Below are 15934 nucleotides of genomic sequence, written 5' to 3' on the forward strand. Positions count from 1 at the left end.
TGGTTAAAACAACCCATCTAAGGATACGCAACAAGTCTAAATCGTTGCATAGTAGCCTTTTATCTTTTACTGCAAAAAGTCCAACAGCGCCTTGTAAAACTGTTCCGGCGCTTCCAGATGCGGAATGTGGCCGATTTTGTCCAGCGGCACCAGTTTTGCCCCTTTGATCTGGGCAGCGGTGCGCTTGCCTAGTTCAGGATACTGACCCATGGCAGCTTGCACTTTGGGGTCTTTGATGAGGGCTTTGCCCACCACGGTGCGGTCGGCCTGCCCGATGATGAGCAACGTGGGCACCTGCAAGCGGCCGAACTCGTAGCACACCGGCTGCTGGTAAATCATGTCAAACGTCAGGGCGTTGGCGCGGGCCACTTTCGGAAAGTCGGGGTGGCGCGTCTGGGCGGCTAGGGGGCGCACCCATTCGTCGTGGGCGGCAGGATAGCCGTTGGGATAATAGCTGGCGTGGTACTTTCGGATACTTTCCTCCGTGCTCTTCCGTTCCGAGGTTTCGGCCTGATCAACGCTCTGAAACGGCACGCCGACGCGGTAATCCTCCAGGCCGATGGGGTTTTCCAGCACGAGCTTTTCGACGGTCTCGGGATACAGGAGGGCAAAGCGGGTGGCCACCATGCCGCCCATGCTGTGCCCGACCACCACAACGCGCTTAATCTCCAGTGTATCAAGCAGATGCCGGGTATTGCGCGCCAGCTGGTGAAAGGAATAGTGAATGTCGGGTTTATCGGATTTACCAAAACCCACCTGGTCGGGCACGACTACGCGGAAACCCTTGCTGGTCAATTGCTTAATAGTTTCGCGCCAGTAAGCGCCATAGAAATTCTTGCCGTGCAGCAGCAGCACCGTGCGGCCGTTGGCATTGCCCGAGGCTGGCACATCCATATACGCCATCCGGATGGCTTGGCCTTCGAGCTTGAGGGGCAGAAAGCTAACCGGAAAAGGGTATTCGTAGCGGTCGAGGGTGGCGTTGAGCGACGCGGGGGTTTGGGCCGTTTGTGAAAATCCGACGGCGGCCGAAAGCCACAACGCCAGTACGAATAGCGAGAAACGAATCATTGCAAACAACTGAGTACCTACCTCAGTACGCACGTTTCGCGGTTTCGGCTGCACTGGCCGGGCGCCGCCGCCCAAGCCTAAAGCATCGGCTGCAAGCTGGCGAGCTTACTTTTCTTCTTCGTTGCGCTGCCGAATCAGCAGCTCGATGGTGCGGGTGTCTTCGTCGCTCCAAACGAGGCTGCTGATGCCGTCCGTATCGAGCACCGTGTGACCGTCGGGCTCGCCGTATTGGGTGTACACCTCCATCATCAGCTCGTCTTCGGTGAGCCGTACTACGTACCCGTAGAGCGAGTGGTCGGAGTGCGTTTCGAGCAGCACCAACTGATGCGACTCGTGGGCACGCTGTAGCAACGCCTGAACAGTAAGGTATTGGTCATCAAGCCCATCCGGAGCCCCGACCCGGGCGTACACAACTTCCGGGTTGTGTTCCTTAAACTCGATCAGCCGCACGTAGCGGTCGTCGAAATGCACCTGCGAAACCGAGTTCAGACTGATTGTGCGTACCCCCGTGAGCAGGCCCTGCCGCGTAATGGTGCGCATCACAACCAGCTCCGGGTTGAAACTTACCACGTAGCCCAAAAACATAATGCCACCCGACTGCATGGCCACCACGCGTCGGCTGCGCTGGGCTCGCTGCAACATGTCAATCAATAAGGCTCCCATAACCAGGCAGAATACCAGTTTTTGATAAAGAGGCAAATATAGCCTCCGCGCTGCCTAGCTAGATTCGCTCGGCCGTGCTTAGCTCGGCCAGGATTTCCTTGGTGTTCTGCACGTGGTCGGTAGCGCGGCTCATCGAGTTGAAGATGTAGCGGATAACGCCGTGTTTATCAATGACAAACGTAACCCGACCCGGCAGAATGCCCAGCAATACGCGCGGTACTTCGTAGAGCTTGCGCACTTTGCCACCTTCGTCGGCAAGCAACGGAAACGGCAGGCGGTGCTTCTGGGTAAATTTCTGATGCGAAGCCTCGCTATCGGAGCTCACGCCCACTACTTCGGCCCCCAGTTCCTGAAAATCTTCGTACTGATCGCGAAACGAACAGGCTTCGGCGGTGCAACCGGGCGTGTCGTCTTTGGGGTAAAAATAAAGCACGATGTTGCGCTTCCCACGCTGCTCAGAAAGGCGAAAAGAATCACCGGAAGTGGTTTTGAGGGTGAAATCGGGGGCTTTGTCGCCTACTTGAAGCATATCGGGGAGTTTAAAAGAACAAACATAATAGTTCAGGTGCCGGCCCTGAGCCGCAAAAGAACTGTAATAAGCGCCCGAAGCCCAAATAGTTTTGTCGAGCTATGGTGGCCCGTCACAAATCCCGTCGCGAACCACTATAGCTTACGGGCAGTTTACTTCCGTTTGAATTGACATCTTTGTGTTTCTCACGCACTTGCCTACATGTCCTTTTCGCCCACCGCGCCGCGCATCGATGTCATCATTCCTGCCTTCAACGAAGAACTGTCTATCGGCCGAGTGCTGGCGGAAATTCCGGCCTTTCTGGTGCGCGAAGTCATTGTAGTAGACAATAATTCCTCTGACCAAACCGGCGCGGTAGCACGGGCCGCCGGCGCTACTGTATTGCGCGAAGCGCGGCCTGGCTACGGCTACGCCTGCCTGCGTGGCATGGCCCATTGCTTTGCCCGCCCCGAAGCGGAGCAGCCTACCATCGTCGTTTTTCTCGACGGCGATTATTCCGATTATCCCGAAGAAATGCCTGCGCTCGTCGACCCTATCCTGCGGGGCGAAGCCGACATGGTTATCGGCTCGCGGGCGCTGGGCCAACGGGAAAGCGGCTCGATGATGCCCCAACAGATTTTCGGTAATTGGCTTGCTACTACTCTCTTACAAGTGCTGTACCGCGCGCGCTTCACCGATCTTGGTCCCTTCCGCGCCATCAGGGCTGAGGCGCTCAAGCAGCTGAACATGCAAGACAAAACCTACGGCTGGACCGTAGAGATGCAGCTCAAAGCCGCCAAACAGAAGCTGCGCAGCCAGGAAGTGCCCGTGCGCTACCGCCGCCGCATTGGCGTGTCGAAGGTATCGGGCACGGTGAAAGGGACTTTGGGCGCAGGTTATAAGATCCTCTGGACAATAGCTAAATACTTGTAAGTCAATATATTACTTATAAGATTCACTTTGTAAATCACACTTTTGCAATGCCCTCATTTCACGCATGCTAGGTCTGGAAATTGCGCTTCTGGTCCTGTACGGGCTGTGTCTGACGTTTATTCTGGGCTTTAGCCTTACCCAGCTCCAGCTTACGCGGCTAGCGCAGCGTGCGTACCGGCAGCCCCTAGCGCCGGAGCCCCTGCCTCCCACCGAGTGGCCCCGCGTGACCGTGCAATTGCCGATATACAACGAAGTTTATGTCGTGGAGCGCGTCATCGACGCGGCCGCCGCCCTGGATTACCCTGCCGATAAGCTTCACATTCAGGTACTTGACGACTCAACCGACGAAACCCTGGCGCTGGCAGCGGCGCGGGTGGCGTACCACCGGGCGCAGGGCCTACGCATCGAGCATGTGCAGCGGCCCGACCGGCAGGGCTTTAAAGCCGGCGCCCTCCGGCACGGCTTGGAACTGACTGATGGTGAGTTCATTACTATTTTCGATGCCGACTTCGTGCCCAACCCCGATTTTCTGCGCCGTAGCATTCCGCATTTCCACAATCCCAAGGTGGGCGTCGTGCAGACGCGCTGGGGCCACCTGAACGAAGAGTATTCGTTACTCACTGAATTACAAGCTTTTGGTTTGAACGCCCACTTCTACGTCGAGCAGGTAGGCCGCACGTACGGTGGGCATTTCATCAATTTCAACGGCACGGGCGGCACTTGGCGGCGCACCTGTATCGTCGACGCCGGCGGCTGGCACACCGACACGCTCACCGAAGACCTCGACCTGAGCTACCGCGCCCAGCTACGGGGCTGGCAGTTCCTGTATCTGCCCCGCGTGGTAGCCCCGGCCGAGTTGCCGGCCGCCATGGACGCGTTGAAATCGCAGCAGTTCCGCTGGACTAAAGGCGCTGCCGAAACCGCCCGCAAGCACTTGGGGAGAGTGTTAACTTCTTCTGTCAGGGCTTCCACCAAGGTGCATGCAATGTTTCACTTGCTCAACAGCACCGTATTTATGGCCATTCTGCTGATGGCGCTGCTGAGCGTGCCGCTGGTGTTTGTGCGGGTACGGATTCCGGAGTTCAGGCCGGTTTTTCAGATGGCCTCGATCTTTCTGCTGGGTTTCCTGCCCCTCACCTATTATTACTTCATGGCTTGGCGACTGTCGAATGCAAAAAAGGCTTGGTGGAAGTTCGTGCCGCTTTTTTTGCTTTTTCTGGCTGTTTCGATGGGATTATCGCTGCACAATTCGCGGGCGGTAATGTTGGGGCTGCTGGGCCGGCAATCGGCCTTTGTTCGCACGCCCAAGCTGGGGCTGGTGCGCCGGCAGGGCACCTGGCAAGGGCGCCGCTACCGCACCGGTGCGCTGGATTGGCTCACGGCCCTGGAAGGTCTGCTGACGCTGTACTTCCTGTTCGGGTTGGGCGCGGGCCTATATTTCCGTGACCTAGGCCTGCTGCCCTTCCACCTGCTTCTGACCATCGGGTTTGGACTGGTGTTCTATTATTCCCTACGCCACAACCGCCAGCCCGCATGAAGCCGCGCCCGCAACGCATCGCCGGGGGCTTGGCCGTGGTGCTGAGTGTGTTGGCCTATGCCGCACTGGCCTATGCTACGCCGCGTGCCCACTTTTTGCAAGTACTTGGCTTATTGATAGTTGCATTTGGATGCTACGCCGCCTTGCTGGCTTGCCAACTGCCGTTGCGCACGGGGTTGCTGGTAGCGTTGGCCTTCCGGCTGCTCTGGCTGCCGGCCCTGCCCACCCTTTCCGACGATTATTACCGCTTTCGCTGGGATGGCCTGTTAGTAGCATCGGGCCAAAACCCTTTCCGATACCGCCCCGACGAGCTGGTGCCCGCTACGAACAGCGCACAAAGCACTGAAAATCAACAACTATCTGCTATTTATCCGCGCCTAAACTCGCCGCATTACTATTCGGTGTATCCGCCGGTATGTCAAATGGTGTTTGGGGGCGCTGCCGTTATTTTTCCAGGCAGCGAGCGCGGGGCAGTGCTGCTCATGCGTTTGGTGTTGCTGGCAGCGGAGGCTTGCACGGCGTGGCTGTTGCTGCGGCTGCTGGCCCACTACGGATTTCCGACCCAAAGAGCGCTGTGGTATCTACTTAATCCTTTGGTAGTTATAGAGCTTGTAGGCAATCTGCATTTTGAAGCCTTGGTCATCTGCTTTTTCCTGCTGTCGGTGTGGCTGCTCGTGCGGGGCCGATGGCAATGGTCGGCGGCGGTGCTGGGTTTGGCGGCCGCTACGAAACTATTGCCGCTGTTGCTGCTGCCGCTGCTGGGACGTCGGCTCGGGTGGCGTCGGTTTTGGAGGTATGTACTCCTGACGGGGGCTACCTTGCTGGGACTGTTTGCACCGTTTTTTTCCTCAGATCTGCTTGAGCACTTGGCGCGTAGCCTGGGCCTGTATTTCCACAATTTCGAATTCAACGCCAGCCTGTATTACCTGCTGCGGCCCATCGGATATTGGCTTACCGGCTACAACCAGATTGCCTACATCGGGCCGGGGCTGGCGGTGCTCACGGCGGTTGGCGGACTGCTGTATGCGTGGCGCGAAAAAAATCCTACGCTGTTTTCGCTGCCGAATGCCTGCCTGCTCATCCTGACGCTCTATTATCTTCTGGCAACCATCGTGCATCCTTGGTACCTCACGCCGCTGGTGGCGCTGAGCGTGTTTACGCGTTACCGTTACGCGTTGGTGTGGTCGGCGATGGCAATGCTTTCGTACGCCACCTACCAGACCTCCGCCTATACCGAAAACCTGGGCTTGGTGGCGCTAGAATACGCGGTGGTGCTGAGCGTGTGGGTATACGATGTTCGCCGCCCTCAGCCCTTAACAACCAGCTAGTGAACCCAATACGCGTAGCGCCGCAACGACTTGAGTTGCAGGTTTCGGCCGTCCCAGGTGGTTTGGCGTAGCAGCGTGTTGGGGTATTTTTTGGCGAACCAGTATACGTTCTGTTTCTGCTTGTCGAGCTGCAACTGCACGCGCCAAGCGGGCTCCGGAGCGTCGGCCGAGGGCGCTTCGGCCACTTGCACTTGCGCCGCATAATACACGGGAGGCTTGGCTTGACTGGTTTGCTGCAAGTCGCAGATTTCTACCCGAAAGCTTGGCTTCGTGTCAAACTTGAGGCTTCGCAGTGTGTAGGGCAAAGCGTCTTCAAACAACACATCGTGCCGCAGGTGGCGCTCGCCGGCGCCCTGGCCGTCCCAGTAAGAATTGTAGGTTTGGATGTATTCCATGCCATCGTCGGAGATGGCTTTGAACGTGTTGCCGCACCATTCCTGCGACGAGGTGGTGAGCTTATAAAGCGGCACGGGCTGATCGCGGCGAAAAAAGAGCGACGTGAGAAAATGGTACGGGTACTGCTCGGTCGGGATGCGGCAAAACTGATTTACCTTCATCACCGGAAACACGTCCTTGCGCTTGTAATCGTCGGTTTTGACGTTGAATTGCTGGTTAAATTCCTCTTTCACTGTGATGAGCACGTACTCGAAGCGGCGCTGCTTGTTGTAGATCACCCGCTCGGCATCGTAGATAGCCACTTCGGCCAAGCCGTCTTCCCAGAGCTTGTTCATGGCCCAAAGCGAGTTGAAATACTCGTCGAGGTGCCGCAGCCGATCGGACGTAGCAACGGCTTTGGCAGGCGGTTTTCTTGACTCACCTTCCGGCGAACAAGCCACCAGTCCGCCCAGCAAAAGGCCTGTACAAACTGCGGACGTAACTAGTGTGGCAACAAAATGGCGCATAGGGTAGCAAAACGCGGTAAGGAAGCCCTAGTACGTGCAAAAGCCACGGTCGCGTTTTCCTTATGTTATTTGTGCCGCTCGCCACGCCACCAAGTCCTCGGCCGTATCAACGTCGCGGAGCTGCGGCAACTGGTGCACAGTGAGCCCCAATCGCGTGGCATCGCGCAAGGTGTGGGCCAATACGGAAGCGGTACTCCAGGTTTTATTCAGAAACAAATCGGCGTGTAAAGTGCTCATTCCTAGCAGGTAATACCCCCCATCGTGAGCCGGACCCAGCACCACGTCGTGCGTGGCAAGGCAGTCGAAAGCGGTTGTTAAGTGCGCTGAGGTCAGGCCGGGGCAGTCGGTGCCGATGATGACCACAGCCGACGCGCCCGCCGCAAAAGCCTCTGCAAAAGCCCGATGCATTTTCGCGCCTAAGTCGCCCGGCCCCTGAGTTTGGTGCAGATAATCTGCCCACAGATCGGGAGGCGCGGCCGCTGGTTTTGCATCGGCAAACCAAACCGTCCGAGTCGCGGCTACCCCGCTGGCCGCGGCTTGGGTGTGCGCCAACAGCTCACAGTACACTTCCAGCGCCGCCTCGTCGCCGATGGTTTGCGCCAGCCGCGTTTTCACCCGGCCCAACTCGGGGTGACGGGCAAAAATGAGCAGGTGCCGCTGCGGGTTTGCAGAAACAACGGCGTTACTCATACACAGGGTTGCCGCGCTTGAGCCAAGGGCACCAGATCGGCGAATACGGATGCACGTTGACCGTTGGCCCTTGCTGGTTATACACGGGCAACCCCTCGTTTACCCATTCAAAAATACCGCCATACAGGTTGCGGATATCCTTGAATCCCAAGGCTTTCAGACGCTCGCCGGCTTTCTCGCTGCGGTAGCCCACGCTGCAATACACCACGACGGTGCGGTTGCGAGGCACGGCACTGAAATCGGCTTTTGCCAGCGAATCGAAGTTTACGAACCGAGCACCACGCAGGTGACTTACCGCATATTCGGCGGGCGTGCGCGTATCCAGCACAACAACCGATTCGGGCTTTTGGCGCAGCAAATCGGCTAGCGCGGCGGGTTGAATGACGCGCACCGTACCGCTGTAAAGCGTCCGCAGCAGCTGCTGGTACGCCGGACTAGCGCCGCTTGTGACCTCCTTATCGGAGTTGCAAGCGGGAACGACTGCCGAAGCCAGTACAATTACAAGTATTGATATAGCACGCCCAAATAACTTAACAATCATAATTTATTGATTATCAAGCATTTATGTAGTAGCACCGCCGCAGCTTGAGCCAGCGCCTGCCGTGCAGCCGTAGCAATGCTGGTTCACCACGATCGCTCGGTTGTTTAGCGCGGCCAGGTTGAAGTCGCGGATGTGCTGGGGGGCTCGCTCCTCGACCGGCAAATCCAGCTGTTGGTTGAAATCACAGTCATACAGTTGGCCGTCCCAGCCGATGGAAAGCGTACTGCGGCACATCACGTTAGCGGCGGCGGCGGGGTTATAAGCCAGCACCAGCTTCTCCATATAGGAGGCGTAATTGCCGCTTTCCAATAGGTAATCGAGAAAGCGACTGATGGGCAAATTGGTGATGGTGAGCAAGTTATTAAACACAATTCCGTGCTCACGCAAAAGCCGCTGCTTAAAATCGCGCTCCAACGCGGCCTGACTGCCCGGCAAAAAAGCACCGGAAGGATTGTAGACCAAGTCCAGCGACAAGCCCGAGCCTTCTGCGCCGTAGCCGGCTTCGTTGAGCAAGCGCAGGGCCTTGATGGATTTGGCGAACACGCCTTCGCCCCGCTGGGCATCGGTGCGCAAGGCCGAAAAGTGCGGCAGCGACGAAACCACCTGCACGCCGTGGCGGGCAAAAAACTGCGGTAAGTCGTAGTACTTCGGGTTGGCGACGATGATGGTCAGGTTGCAGCGCACGATGATTTGGCGCCCCAAAGCCGAAATCTGCTCCACAAACCAGCGAAAATCTGGGTTCATTTCGGGCGCGCCGCCCGTAAGATCAACTACCTGAATATCCGTCTGAACCAAGGCATCTAGGCAGAGCTGCATGGTAGCGCGCGTCATGATTTCGGTGCGGTCGGGGCCGGCATCTACGTGGCAATGGCGGCAGGTTTGGTTGCACATTTTCCCCACGTTTATTTGCATCACACGGATGCCCGTTGGGCGCAACGGCAGCAAACCAGTTTCGCGCAGGCGCGCCGCAAAAGGCAACAGTTGGGCTCCTTCCACATCGGCCTGCGTCAGCACGGTAAGCTGATAGCCGGAGTCGGCTAAGGGATGGTGCTGGGCATGCAAAGATTTCATGGGCAGGGCAAAAACAGGCTTATCGGCGGTACGGAGAGGCGGCCTCAGACTGAGGGCCACGCACCGACGTTCCAGACGACAACGCAGAAACTACATAGAAAGCTCCTTGGCCTTGTTCATCATCTGCACACCGTGTACCAGGGCCGCTCCTCCCTTGATGGCAGCCGCAACGTGCACTGCTTCCATCATTTGCGCTTCGTCGGCCCCTTTTTGCAACGAATCGCTGGTATAGGCATCGATGCAATACGGGCATTGTACGGCATGGGCTACGGCCAGCGCGATTAGCGATTTTTCACGTTCGGTGAGAGCTCCCTCTTTGAAAACCTCGGCGTAATACTCAAAAAATTTGCGCCCCAGCTCGGGTTGCCACTCGGAGATGTTGCCAAATTTCGATAAGTCGGCCGGGTTGTAATAAGTCGATTTTTCCATGAGGGTTGCGTGAGACCTAGCACTTCTTACTGAGCAACAAGCGCTTAGCGTAACATGTTTATTATCAATTGTTTACAAATACGTCAGATGCGGCGCACCCGGATTTGAACGTGTTCGCCGTTTTCGCTTGTGGTGGGTTCTACCACGATCTGGTCGGCCTCGTCGAAGTACGTTGCCAGGCCGCGCACAATGCCCACGGCCAGCGCGCCCATCCGGCGGTCCGAGACGTAGTTGATCTGCACTTCCTGCGACGATACTCGTGTAACATCCAGCACGGGCGGGCGGTTTTCGGCGTGGTCTTGGCGCACGCGTTTGTGCATCACCGACTCAGTATGCTCAATCATGTCCAGCGTGCGCCAAGCGGGGTCAACGAGCTTGCCGTATATGTACATCAGATCGGGCACGAGGTATTCGCCAAATTTCTCCTGGAGCTTTTCCGCCGGAATGCCCGTCATCTCGGCCGCATGGCCAACCAGCGCATAGATGTGCGCGTCGGGGTATACTTCTTTGTGGTTGAAATCGAGGGCGCCAAGGCCCGATGTTTCGACCAGGCGTACCCAGGTGCTATGGTCGTATTGGGTCTGGACGTAGCGCTTCAGCAGAATAAAGATTGATCCGTGCACGGAGGGTGAAAAAAGTGAAGCTGTAAAGTACGGAATTGGTTGGCGCTGCACCGGCATAACCTGATGCGCGCCGTTCTTCCCAATTCAACCTCTACAGCCTCTTACTTGTTTCCGTTGCCGCGAGGCTACATTTTGCCCATCACCGTCAGGGTCGACATGGTCGGGTTTGCGCTGCCGCCGGCTTCTTCTACCGTCATGGCGAAGGCTTGGGCACTGGCCACGTCTTTCATCTGCTGAAGACTATCGCCGGCTGCAGTGGCGGCGGCCAACATGCCCGCATCAATGGGTTTGCCGTTGTCGAGGGCCCAGAGCTGGTACTGCTTGCCGGAAGGCGGCGTCGGGAGGCTGTGCACATCGACGTATACTTTGCGGGTAGCAGGGTTATACAACACCTTGGCCCGCGCTGTAGGCGCCACCGGCATGCCCGCCAGCGTAACCGAATGAAACTGATCGCTGCGCAGAATGGCGAGCTCCTGCGTCCGGTAGCCCAAGGTTCGCTGCACCGCCTGCACCGACGAGGCCACGCGAGCTTGCTCGCTTTGGGCAATGGCCAAGCTGGATTCAGCCTCTTTCCAACGGGTATACAGCAGCAGGTTGCCTACCGCGCTCAGCAATAACAGGACTACGGCAGCGGCCATCATCCAGTTGAAGCGAGCTGCCGGGGCTTCTTGCGTATATTCTTGATTAACAGGCATTTGCCTTACCACGCTTTCTGCCACAGGGGCAGCTTGTGGTTGTGGCGCGGCTGCGCTCTGGGACTCGGGTGCGCCTGTATCGTGCTTGATGGCCGCTTGCCACCCACTCAGCACCCGCTCGCGCATCCCGGCGGGGGGTGCTTGGGCATGAGCCTGCGCATACGCTCCCAGAGCATCCGTGATAACGTTGAGTTCCTCACGGATTTGTGGATGTTCGGCGGCCAGACGTTCGACGTCGGCGCGCTCCGCCTCGCTCAGCTCGCCGAGGGCGTACTGTTCGAGGATGCCTGATTCGATGTATTCCTGGATGTTCACGGTTATCGAATCAATTTTGCCAATACTTTGATAGCGGCCCGGGCACGGGTTTTCACCGTTCCGAGCGGCAGGTTGAGTTCTTCAGCCACTTCGCTTTGCGTAAATCCGCCGAAATAAAGCAGATCAATCACCTGTTTCTGCTCGGGGTTGAGCTTATTGGTCATGTCCTGCAAGCCTATGTGCTCGGGCCGGAACGTGGGAGAGGCGGCCTGACGCAGTGCTGCACTTTCTTCGATGGGCTGCGTACGACTACCTACGCGGTACTGTCGGGACCGGATTTTGTCAATTGCCAAATTCCGCGAAACGTTGAGCACCCACGTAAACAAACGCCCCTTGCCGGCATCGTAGGTGTGAAACGAATGCCAGATTTTGACGAGGCTTTCCTGCAAAACGTCTTCCGCGATTTCCTCTTTTTTTACAATCCGGAGGATCACGCCATAGAGAGCAGCGGAGTACTTGTCGTAGAAAAGCGTCATCGCTGCTTCGTCTCGGGCACGGAGGCGCTGCACAAGCAGATCTTCCGAAACAGGCGTCATTGACTCGGGGGGTGTAGCAGACACGGGCAACTTGGAGTAAACGCCGGCCGGCACCAATTATCCAGCCAACAATGAGACGAAAGTAGAGGATTATGCTTGTATTGCGATGCGGGAAGCTGCTGAAGCTATTTCGCGCTACTATAACCCGATTCTTGCAGTTGGGTTTACGGGCTACGGCTCAACTGGTAAATCAGCGCCGCTTGACCGGCTTTTGCGACCGACAACCGCATCCTGGCGTATGGGTTATCGTACCCTGAACTGGCATTTACTTTTTCCTTCCTTGCATGGCTATCGAGTCTTTCAATCCCTACACCGGCCGGGTTGAGCGCCGCTTTCAGGCTTTTTCCTGGGCCAAAACCGAACGCATTCTGGCGCAGGTCGCCAAGGAGGCCATCACTTGGCGCACTACTTCCTTTGCCCACCGCGCCGAGCGCATGCGCCGCGCCGGTCAACTGCTGCGCGACCGCCAAAACGAGCTTGCTCATATGATGGCCGTGGAAATGGGCAAACCCATCACCGATGGCCGGGCCGAGGTGCTGAAATGCGCCCTTACCTGCGATTATTACGCCGAGCACGCCGAAGAATTTTTGCGCGATGAGCCCATCAAAACCCAAGCGCAACACAGTTTTATTGCCTACGAGCCGTTGGGCGTAGTGCTGGCCGTGATGCCTTGGAATTTTCCGTTCTGGCAAGTCGTGCGGTTCGCCGCGCCGGCGCTCATGGCCGGCAATGTGGGATTGCTCAAACACGCTTCCAACGTCCCGCAATGCGCCCTGGCCCTCGAGCAGGTTTTCCACGATGCGGGCTTCCCGCCTGCTACCTTCCGGACGCTGCTCATTGGATCGGAGTTGGTCGAAAAGCTAATTCAGGACGACCGGGTGAAGGCCGTAACCCTCACGGGCAGCGAACCGGCCGGCGCGCAGGTAGCATCTACCGCGGGCGCGCAGATCAAGAAAACAGTGCTCGAACTCGGCGGCTCCGACGCCTTTGTGGTGCTGGCCGATGCCGACCTGGAGCTGGCGGCCAAAACCGCCGCGCAGGCCCGTATGATTAACTCCGGCCAGAGCTGCATTGCCGCCAAGCGCTTCATCGTCGAAAAGCCGATTGCCAAAGAATTCATCAGCAAGATGAAGACGCACCTGCTGGCCATGCGCACCGGCGACCCGCTCGACGAAGCTACCCAATTTGGCCCCCTAGCCCGCCCCGACCTTGCCGACGACCTCACCCGCCAAGTGGATGAATCGGTAGCGAAAGGCGCCAAAGTAGATTTGCACGGCGGCCAGTCGAAGCCCGGCACCGCCCTTTTCCGCCCCATGATCATCAGTAATATAAAGCCCAGTCAACCAGCCTATTACGAAGAACTGTTTGGTCCAGTGGCCATTATCATGGAAGCCAAGAACGAGGAGGACGCCATTCGGTTGGCCAACGACTCGCGCTTTGGCCTGGGGGCTTCCATCTGGACGCGCGACGAGAAACGCGGCGAAACTTTAGCTCGTCGCATCGAAGCCGGGGCCGTATTTGTCAATTCGATGGTAAAATCGTCGCCGGAAATGCCCTTTGGGGGCGTCAAGAAATCGGGTTACGGCCGCGAGCTTTCCTACCTCGGCATTCGCGAGTTTGTCAATCAGAAAAGCATCTGGGTGGCTGGCACGCAAAAGAAAACAGCCCCGAAGCAGAAGAAAGTCGAGTAGCGTTTTCTGCTAAATGCTACTTGCCTTGTTGCCGGCCGCCATTCTGGGCTTCGTGCCTTACCAGAACGGCGGCCGGCAAGTTTTTATAACGGGGTATTGGATGAATACCGACGTCATTTAGGTCGAAAGGGATGTTGGCCCAGAGAGTACATGATGCTACAGCAATCATGCTGGTGCTACTTGCGTTGCATCGGCCGCCACGGCCGCATACCTTGCCACTGCGGGAATATGGCTTCGGCACCCTTGCTTACCCTCTCCCTACGGCATCGATTCAAATCTCAACGCTTGCTAAGCTATGCGCAAACCTTTACACCATTCCTCGGTCGTTCTGACGCTGTTGTGCCTGCTGGGCAGCAAATCATTGTTTGCTCAAAGCGCAGATCGATTTTTCCCCAAGAAAGATCTGATGACCATCGGCTCCTATTACTACCCGGAGCAGTGGCCGCACGCGTACTGGGAGCGGGATTTGAAGAAAATGGGCGAGTTGGGGTTTGACTTCACCCACTATGGGGAATTTGCCTGGGCCTTTATTGAACCCGAAGAAGGCAAGTTTGACTTTGCCTGGCTCGACGAGGCCGTGGAGCTGGCGCATAAAAACGGCATCAAGGTCATTATGTGCACCTCAAGCCCGACGCCACCGGCTTGGCTGGTGCAAAAGCACCCGGAGATCCTGATGGTAAACGAAAACGGCACGACGATGCAGCATGGCTCGCGGCAGCACATCTCGTGGTCGAGCCCCGTGTACCGGCAGTACGTGGCGAAAATGGTAACCGCCGTAGCGAAACACTACGCCAACGATAAGCGAATCTGGGGCTGGCAACTGGATAACGAACCCTCCCATTACGGCCAGTACGATTATAGCCCGGCCGCCCAAACCAGCTTTCGCAACTGGCTTAAAAATAAGTACAAAGCCATAGACTCGCTGAATGCCACCTGGGGCACCGCTTTCTGGAGCATTCGGTACAACAACTTCGACCAGATACGCATCCCCAACGGCAAAGAACTTATTGCGCAGCCCAACCCCCATGCTGTGCTCGATTTCAAGCGTTTTTCGAGCGATGAAGTCACCGACTTTCTGGGCATGCAGTACCAAATACTGCGTAAAAACATCCCGGCCAACCAGTGGATCACGACCAACCTGATGCCGGAGCATGCGCCAGTTGATCCCACCCGCATGACCAACCTCGACTTTGTCACCTATACCAAATACCTAGTGGCCGGGTATGATGCCGGATTGGGATCGCAGGGGTTCCGGATGGGCTCGCCTACCAGCATCGCCTTTGCCAACGATTTGTTTCGATCCATCAACGGCGTAACCGGGGTTATGGAATTGCAGCCGGGGCAGGTAAACTGGGGCAAGTTCAACCCGCAGCCGCTGCCGGGCACCGTGCGCATGTGGATCTGGCACGCCTTTGCCGGCGGCAATAAGTTTGTGTGCAACTACCGCTTCAAACAGCCTTTGTATGGCGGCGAACAATACCATTATGGCATCATCAGCACCGATGGGGTGACGGTGAGCACCAGTGGGGTGGAATACACACAGGTGATCAAGGAGCTGAATGGCATCAAGTCGCATTACCGCCCCAATGCTAAAATGCCTGCCGAGTACGCGTCGCGTTTGACGGCTGTTTTATACAGTCCGGACAGTCGGTGGGAAATGGACAACCAGCCCCAAACCTACCAGTGGGACTATATGCAGCACCTGATGCGCTACTATGGCGGCCTCAAACAGCTGAATGCCCCCGTGGATGTGATCACCGAGGACAAAGATTTCTCGAAATATCCGGTCGTCATCGCGCCCGCCTACCAGCTGCTAGATGCCAAACTCGTCGAGCGCTGGAAACAGTATGTGGAGAAGGGCGGCCATTTGGTGCTGACCAGCCGGACCGGGCAAAAAAACCGCAACGGCAAACTGTGGGAAATGAAATGGGCCGAACCTATTTACAACCTGATAGGCGCCAAAATTTCGTTTTACGATTTGATGCCGGACACCGAAAAAGGCACCATCCTATTCAATAATCAAACTTTCAACTGGAACAACTGGGCCGATATCCTCGAGCCCAATCCGGGCACTCAGGTATGGGCCACCTACACCAACCAGTTTTATACCGGCCGGGCCGCCGTTGTTTCCCGCAAATTGGGCAAAGGCACGGTGACCTATGTGGGCCCCGACACAGACGACGGAGCCTTGGAAAAAGAGGTGATGCGCCGGGTATACCAGCAGGCCGGCATCCCGGTTAAGGACTTGCCCGCGGGCGTGATCCTGGAATGGCGCGATGGGTTTTGGGTCGGCGTCAATTATTCCGACAAACCCTATTCGGTTAGCCTACCCACCAAAGCGCAGGTCCTCGTTGGGGACAAACAGCTAAAACCAGCCGGCGTAGTAGTGTGGCAAGAATAATGG

Annotated in this window: 16 protein-coding genes; 5 read left to right on the top strand and 11 right to left on the bottom strand. The window is 57.0% G+C overall.

What is annotated here, in order from left to right; translation table 11 throughout:
* Nucleotides 1–66: 66 nt before the first annotated feature.
* The 3 genes from FHG12_RS20210 to FHG12_RS20220 all read right to left on the bottom strand — a co-directional run bounded on the left by FHG12_RS20210 (nucleotide 67) and on the right by FHG12_RS20220 (nucleotide 2260).
* Nucleotides 67–1068: an alpha/beta fold hydrolase gene (locus tag FHG12_RS20210; RefSeq protein WP_139517509.1), complete on the bottom strand. Its 1002-nt coding sequence runs from the start codon at nucleotides 1066–1068 to the stop codon at nucleotides 67–69.
* Between the two features lie 105 nt (nucleotides 1069–1173).
* Entirely contained in the window at nucleotides 1174–1731 is a 558-nt protein-coding gene (locus FHG12_RS20215; protein ID WP_139517510.1) for a hypothetical protein, read from the bottom strand.
* Between the two features lie 58 nt (nucleotides 1732–1789).
* Nucleotides 1790–2260, bottom strand: coding sequence for a peroxiredoxin (locus FHG12_RS20220; protein WP_139517511.1), 471 nt, complete (start codon nucleotides 2258–2260; stop codon nucleotides 1790–1792).
* Between the two features lie 201 nt (nucleotides 2261–2461).
* On the opposite strand from FHG12_RS20220, the gene FHG12_RS20225 reads away from it, so the two are divergent.
* The 3 genes from FHG12_RS20225 (at nucleotide 2462) to FHG12_RS20235 (ending at nucleotide 6037) form a co-directional block, all read left to right on the top strand.
* Nucleotides 2462–3172, top strand: coding sequence for a glycosyltransferase family 2 protein (locus FHG12_RS20225; RefSeq protein ID WP_139517512.1), 711 nt, complete (start codon nucleotides 2462–2464; stop codon nucleotides 3170–3172).
* Between the two features lie 64 nt (nucleotides 3173–3236).
* The gene (locus FHG12_RS20230) at nucleotides 3237–4709 is read left to right on the top strand and encodes a cellulose synthase family protein (RefSeq protein WP_139517513.1); all 1473 of its coding nucleotides are present in this window, start codon (nucleotides 3237–3239) and stop codon (nucleotides 4707–4709) included.
* Entirely contained in the window at nucleotides 4706–6037 is a 1332-nt protein-coding gene (locus tag FHG12_RS20235) for a glycosyltransferase 87 family protein (protein ID WP_139517514.1), read from the top strand. The genes FHG12_RS20230 and FHG12_RS20235 overlap by 4 nt, the downstream gene beginning before the upstream one ends.
* Here the strand turns inward: FHG12_RS20235 and FHG12_RS20240 are convergent.
* The 8 genes from FHG12_RS20240 to FHG12_RS20275 form a co-directional block, all read right to left on the bottom strand.
* On the bottom strand, nucleotides 6034–6939 hold the full coding sequence (locus FHG12_RS20240) for a hypothetical protein (protein WP_139517515.1): 906 nt from the start codon (nucleotides 6937–6939) through the stop codon (nucleotides 6034–6036). The genes FHG12_RS20235 and FHG12_RS20240 overlap by 4 nt on opposite strands.
* 60 nt (nucleotides 6940–6999) lie before the next feature.
* Nucleotides 7000–7629: a TIGR04282 family arsenosugar biosynthesis glycosyltransferase gene (locus tag FHG12_RS20245; protein ID WP_139517516.1), complete on the bottom strand. Its 630-nt coding sequence runs from the start codon at nucleotides 7627–7629 to the stop codon at nucleotides 7000–7002.
* Nucleotides 7622–8170, bottom strand: a complete 549-nt coding sequence (locus FHG12_RS20250; protein ID WP_139517517.1) for a rhodanese-like domain-containing protein — start codon at nucleotides 8168–8170, stop codon at nucleotides 7622–7624. The genes FHG12_RS20245 and FHG12_RS20250 overlap by 8 nt, the downstream gene beginning before the upstream one ends.
* A 21-nt stretch (nucleotides 8171–8191) precedes the next feature.
* Nucleotides 8192–9241 (bottom strand): arsenosugar biosynthesis radical SAM (seleno)protein ArsS, encoded by a 1050-nt coding sequence (arsS, locus tag FHG12_RS20255; RefSeq protein WP_139517518.1) that lies wholly within the window; start codon nucleotides 9239–9241, stop codon nucleotides 8192–8194.
* 90 nt (nucleotides 9242–9331) lie between these two features.
* Entirely contained in the window at nucleotides 9332–9670 is a 339-nt protein-coding gene (locus FHG12_RS20260) for an arsenosugar biosynthesis-associated peroxidase-like protein (protein ID WP_139517519.1), read from the bottom strand.
* An 83-nt stretch (nucleotides 9671–9753) separates the two neighbouring features.
* Nucleotides 9754–10293, bottom strand: coding sequence for a heme NO-binding domain-containing protein (locus FHG12_RS20265; RefSeq protein ID WP_165699474.1), 540 nt, complete (start codon nucleotides 10291–10293; stop codon nucleotides 9754–9756).
* 125 nt (nucleotides 10294–10418) lie between these two features.
* Entirely contained in the window at nucleotides 10419–11303 is an 885-nt protein-coding gene (locus tag FHG12_RS20270; RefSeq protein ID WP_139517521.1) for an anti-sigma factor, read from the bottom strand.
* Nucleotides 11304–11305: 2 nt separating this feature from the next.
* Nucleotides 11306–11863: an RNA polymerase sigma factor gene (locus tag FHG12_RS20275; protein WP_317129686.1), complete on the bottom strand. Its 558-nt coding sequence runs from the start codon at nucleotides 11861–11863 to the stop codon at nucleotides 11306–11308.
* A gap of 260 nt (nucleotides 11864–12123) precedes the next feature.
* Between FHG12_RS20275 and FHG12_RS20280 the strand changes: the two genes are divergently transcribed.
* Together FHG12_RS20280 and FHG12_RS20285 are read left to right on the top strand one after the other, a co-directional pair.
* Nucleotides 12124–13530 carry an NAD-dependent succinate-semialdehyde dehydrogenase gene (locus FHG12_RS20280; protein ID WP_139517522.1) on the top strand — a complete coding sequence of 469 codons (1407 nt, stop codon included), beginning with the start codon at nucleotides 12124–12126 and terminating at the stop codon, nucleotides 13528–13530.
* Nucleotides 13531–13825: 295 nt separating this feature from the next.
* Nucleotides 13826–15931, top strand: a complete 2106-nt coding sequence (locus tag FHG12_RS20285) for a beta-galactosidase (protein ID WP_139517523.1) — start codon at nucleotides 13826–13828, stop codon at nucleotides 15929–15931.
* The last annotated feature ends 3 nt before the right edge of the window (nucleotides 15932–15934 follow it).

Source organism: Hymenobacter jejuensis, assembly GCF_006337165.1.
Taxonomy (GTDB): domain Bacteria; phylum Bacteroidota; class Bacteroidia; order Cytophagales; family Hymenobacteraceae; genus Hymenobacter; species Hymenobacter jejuensis.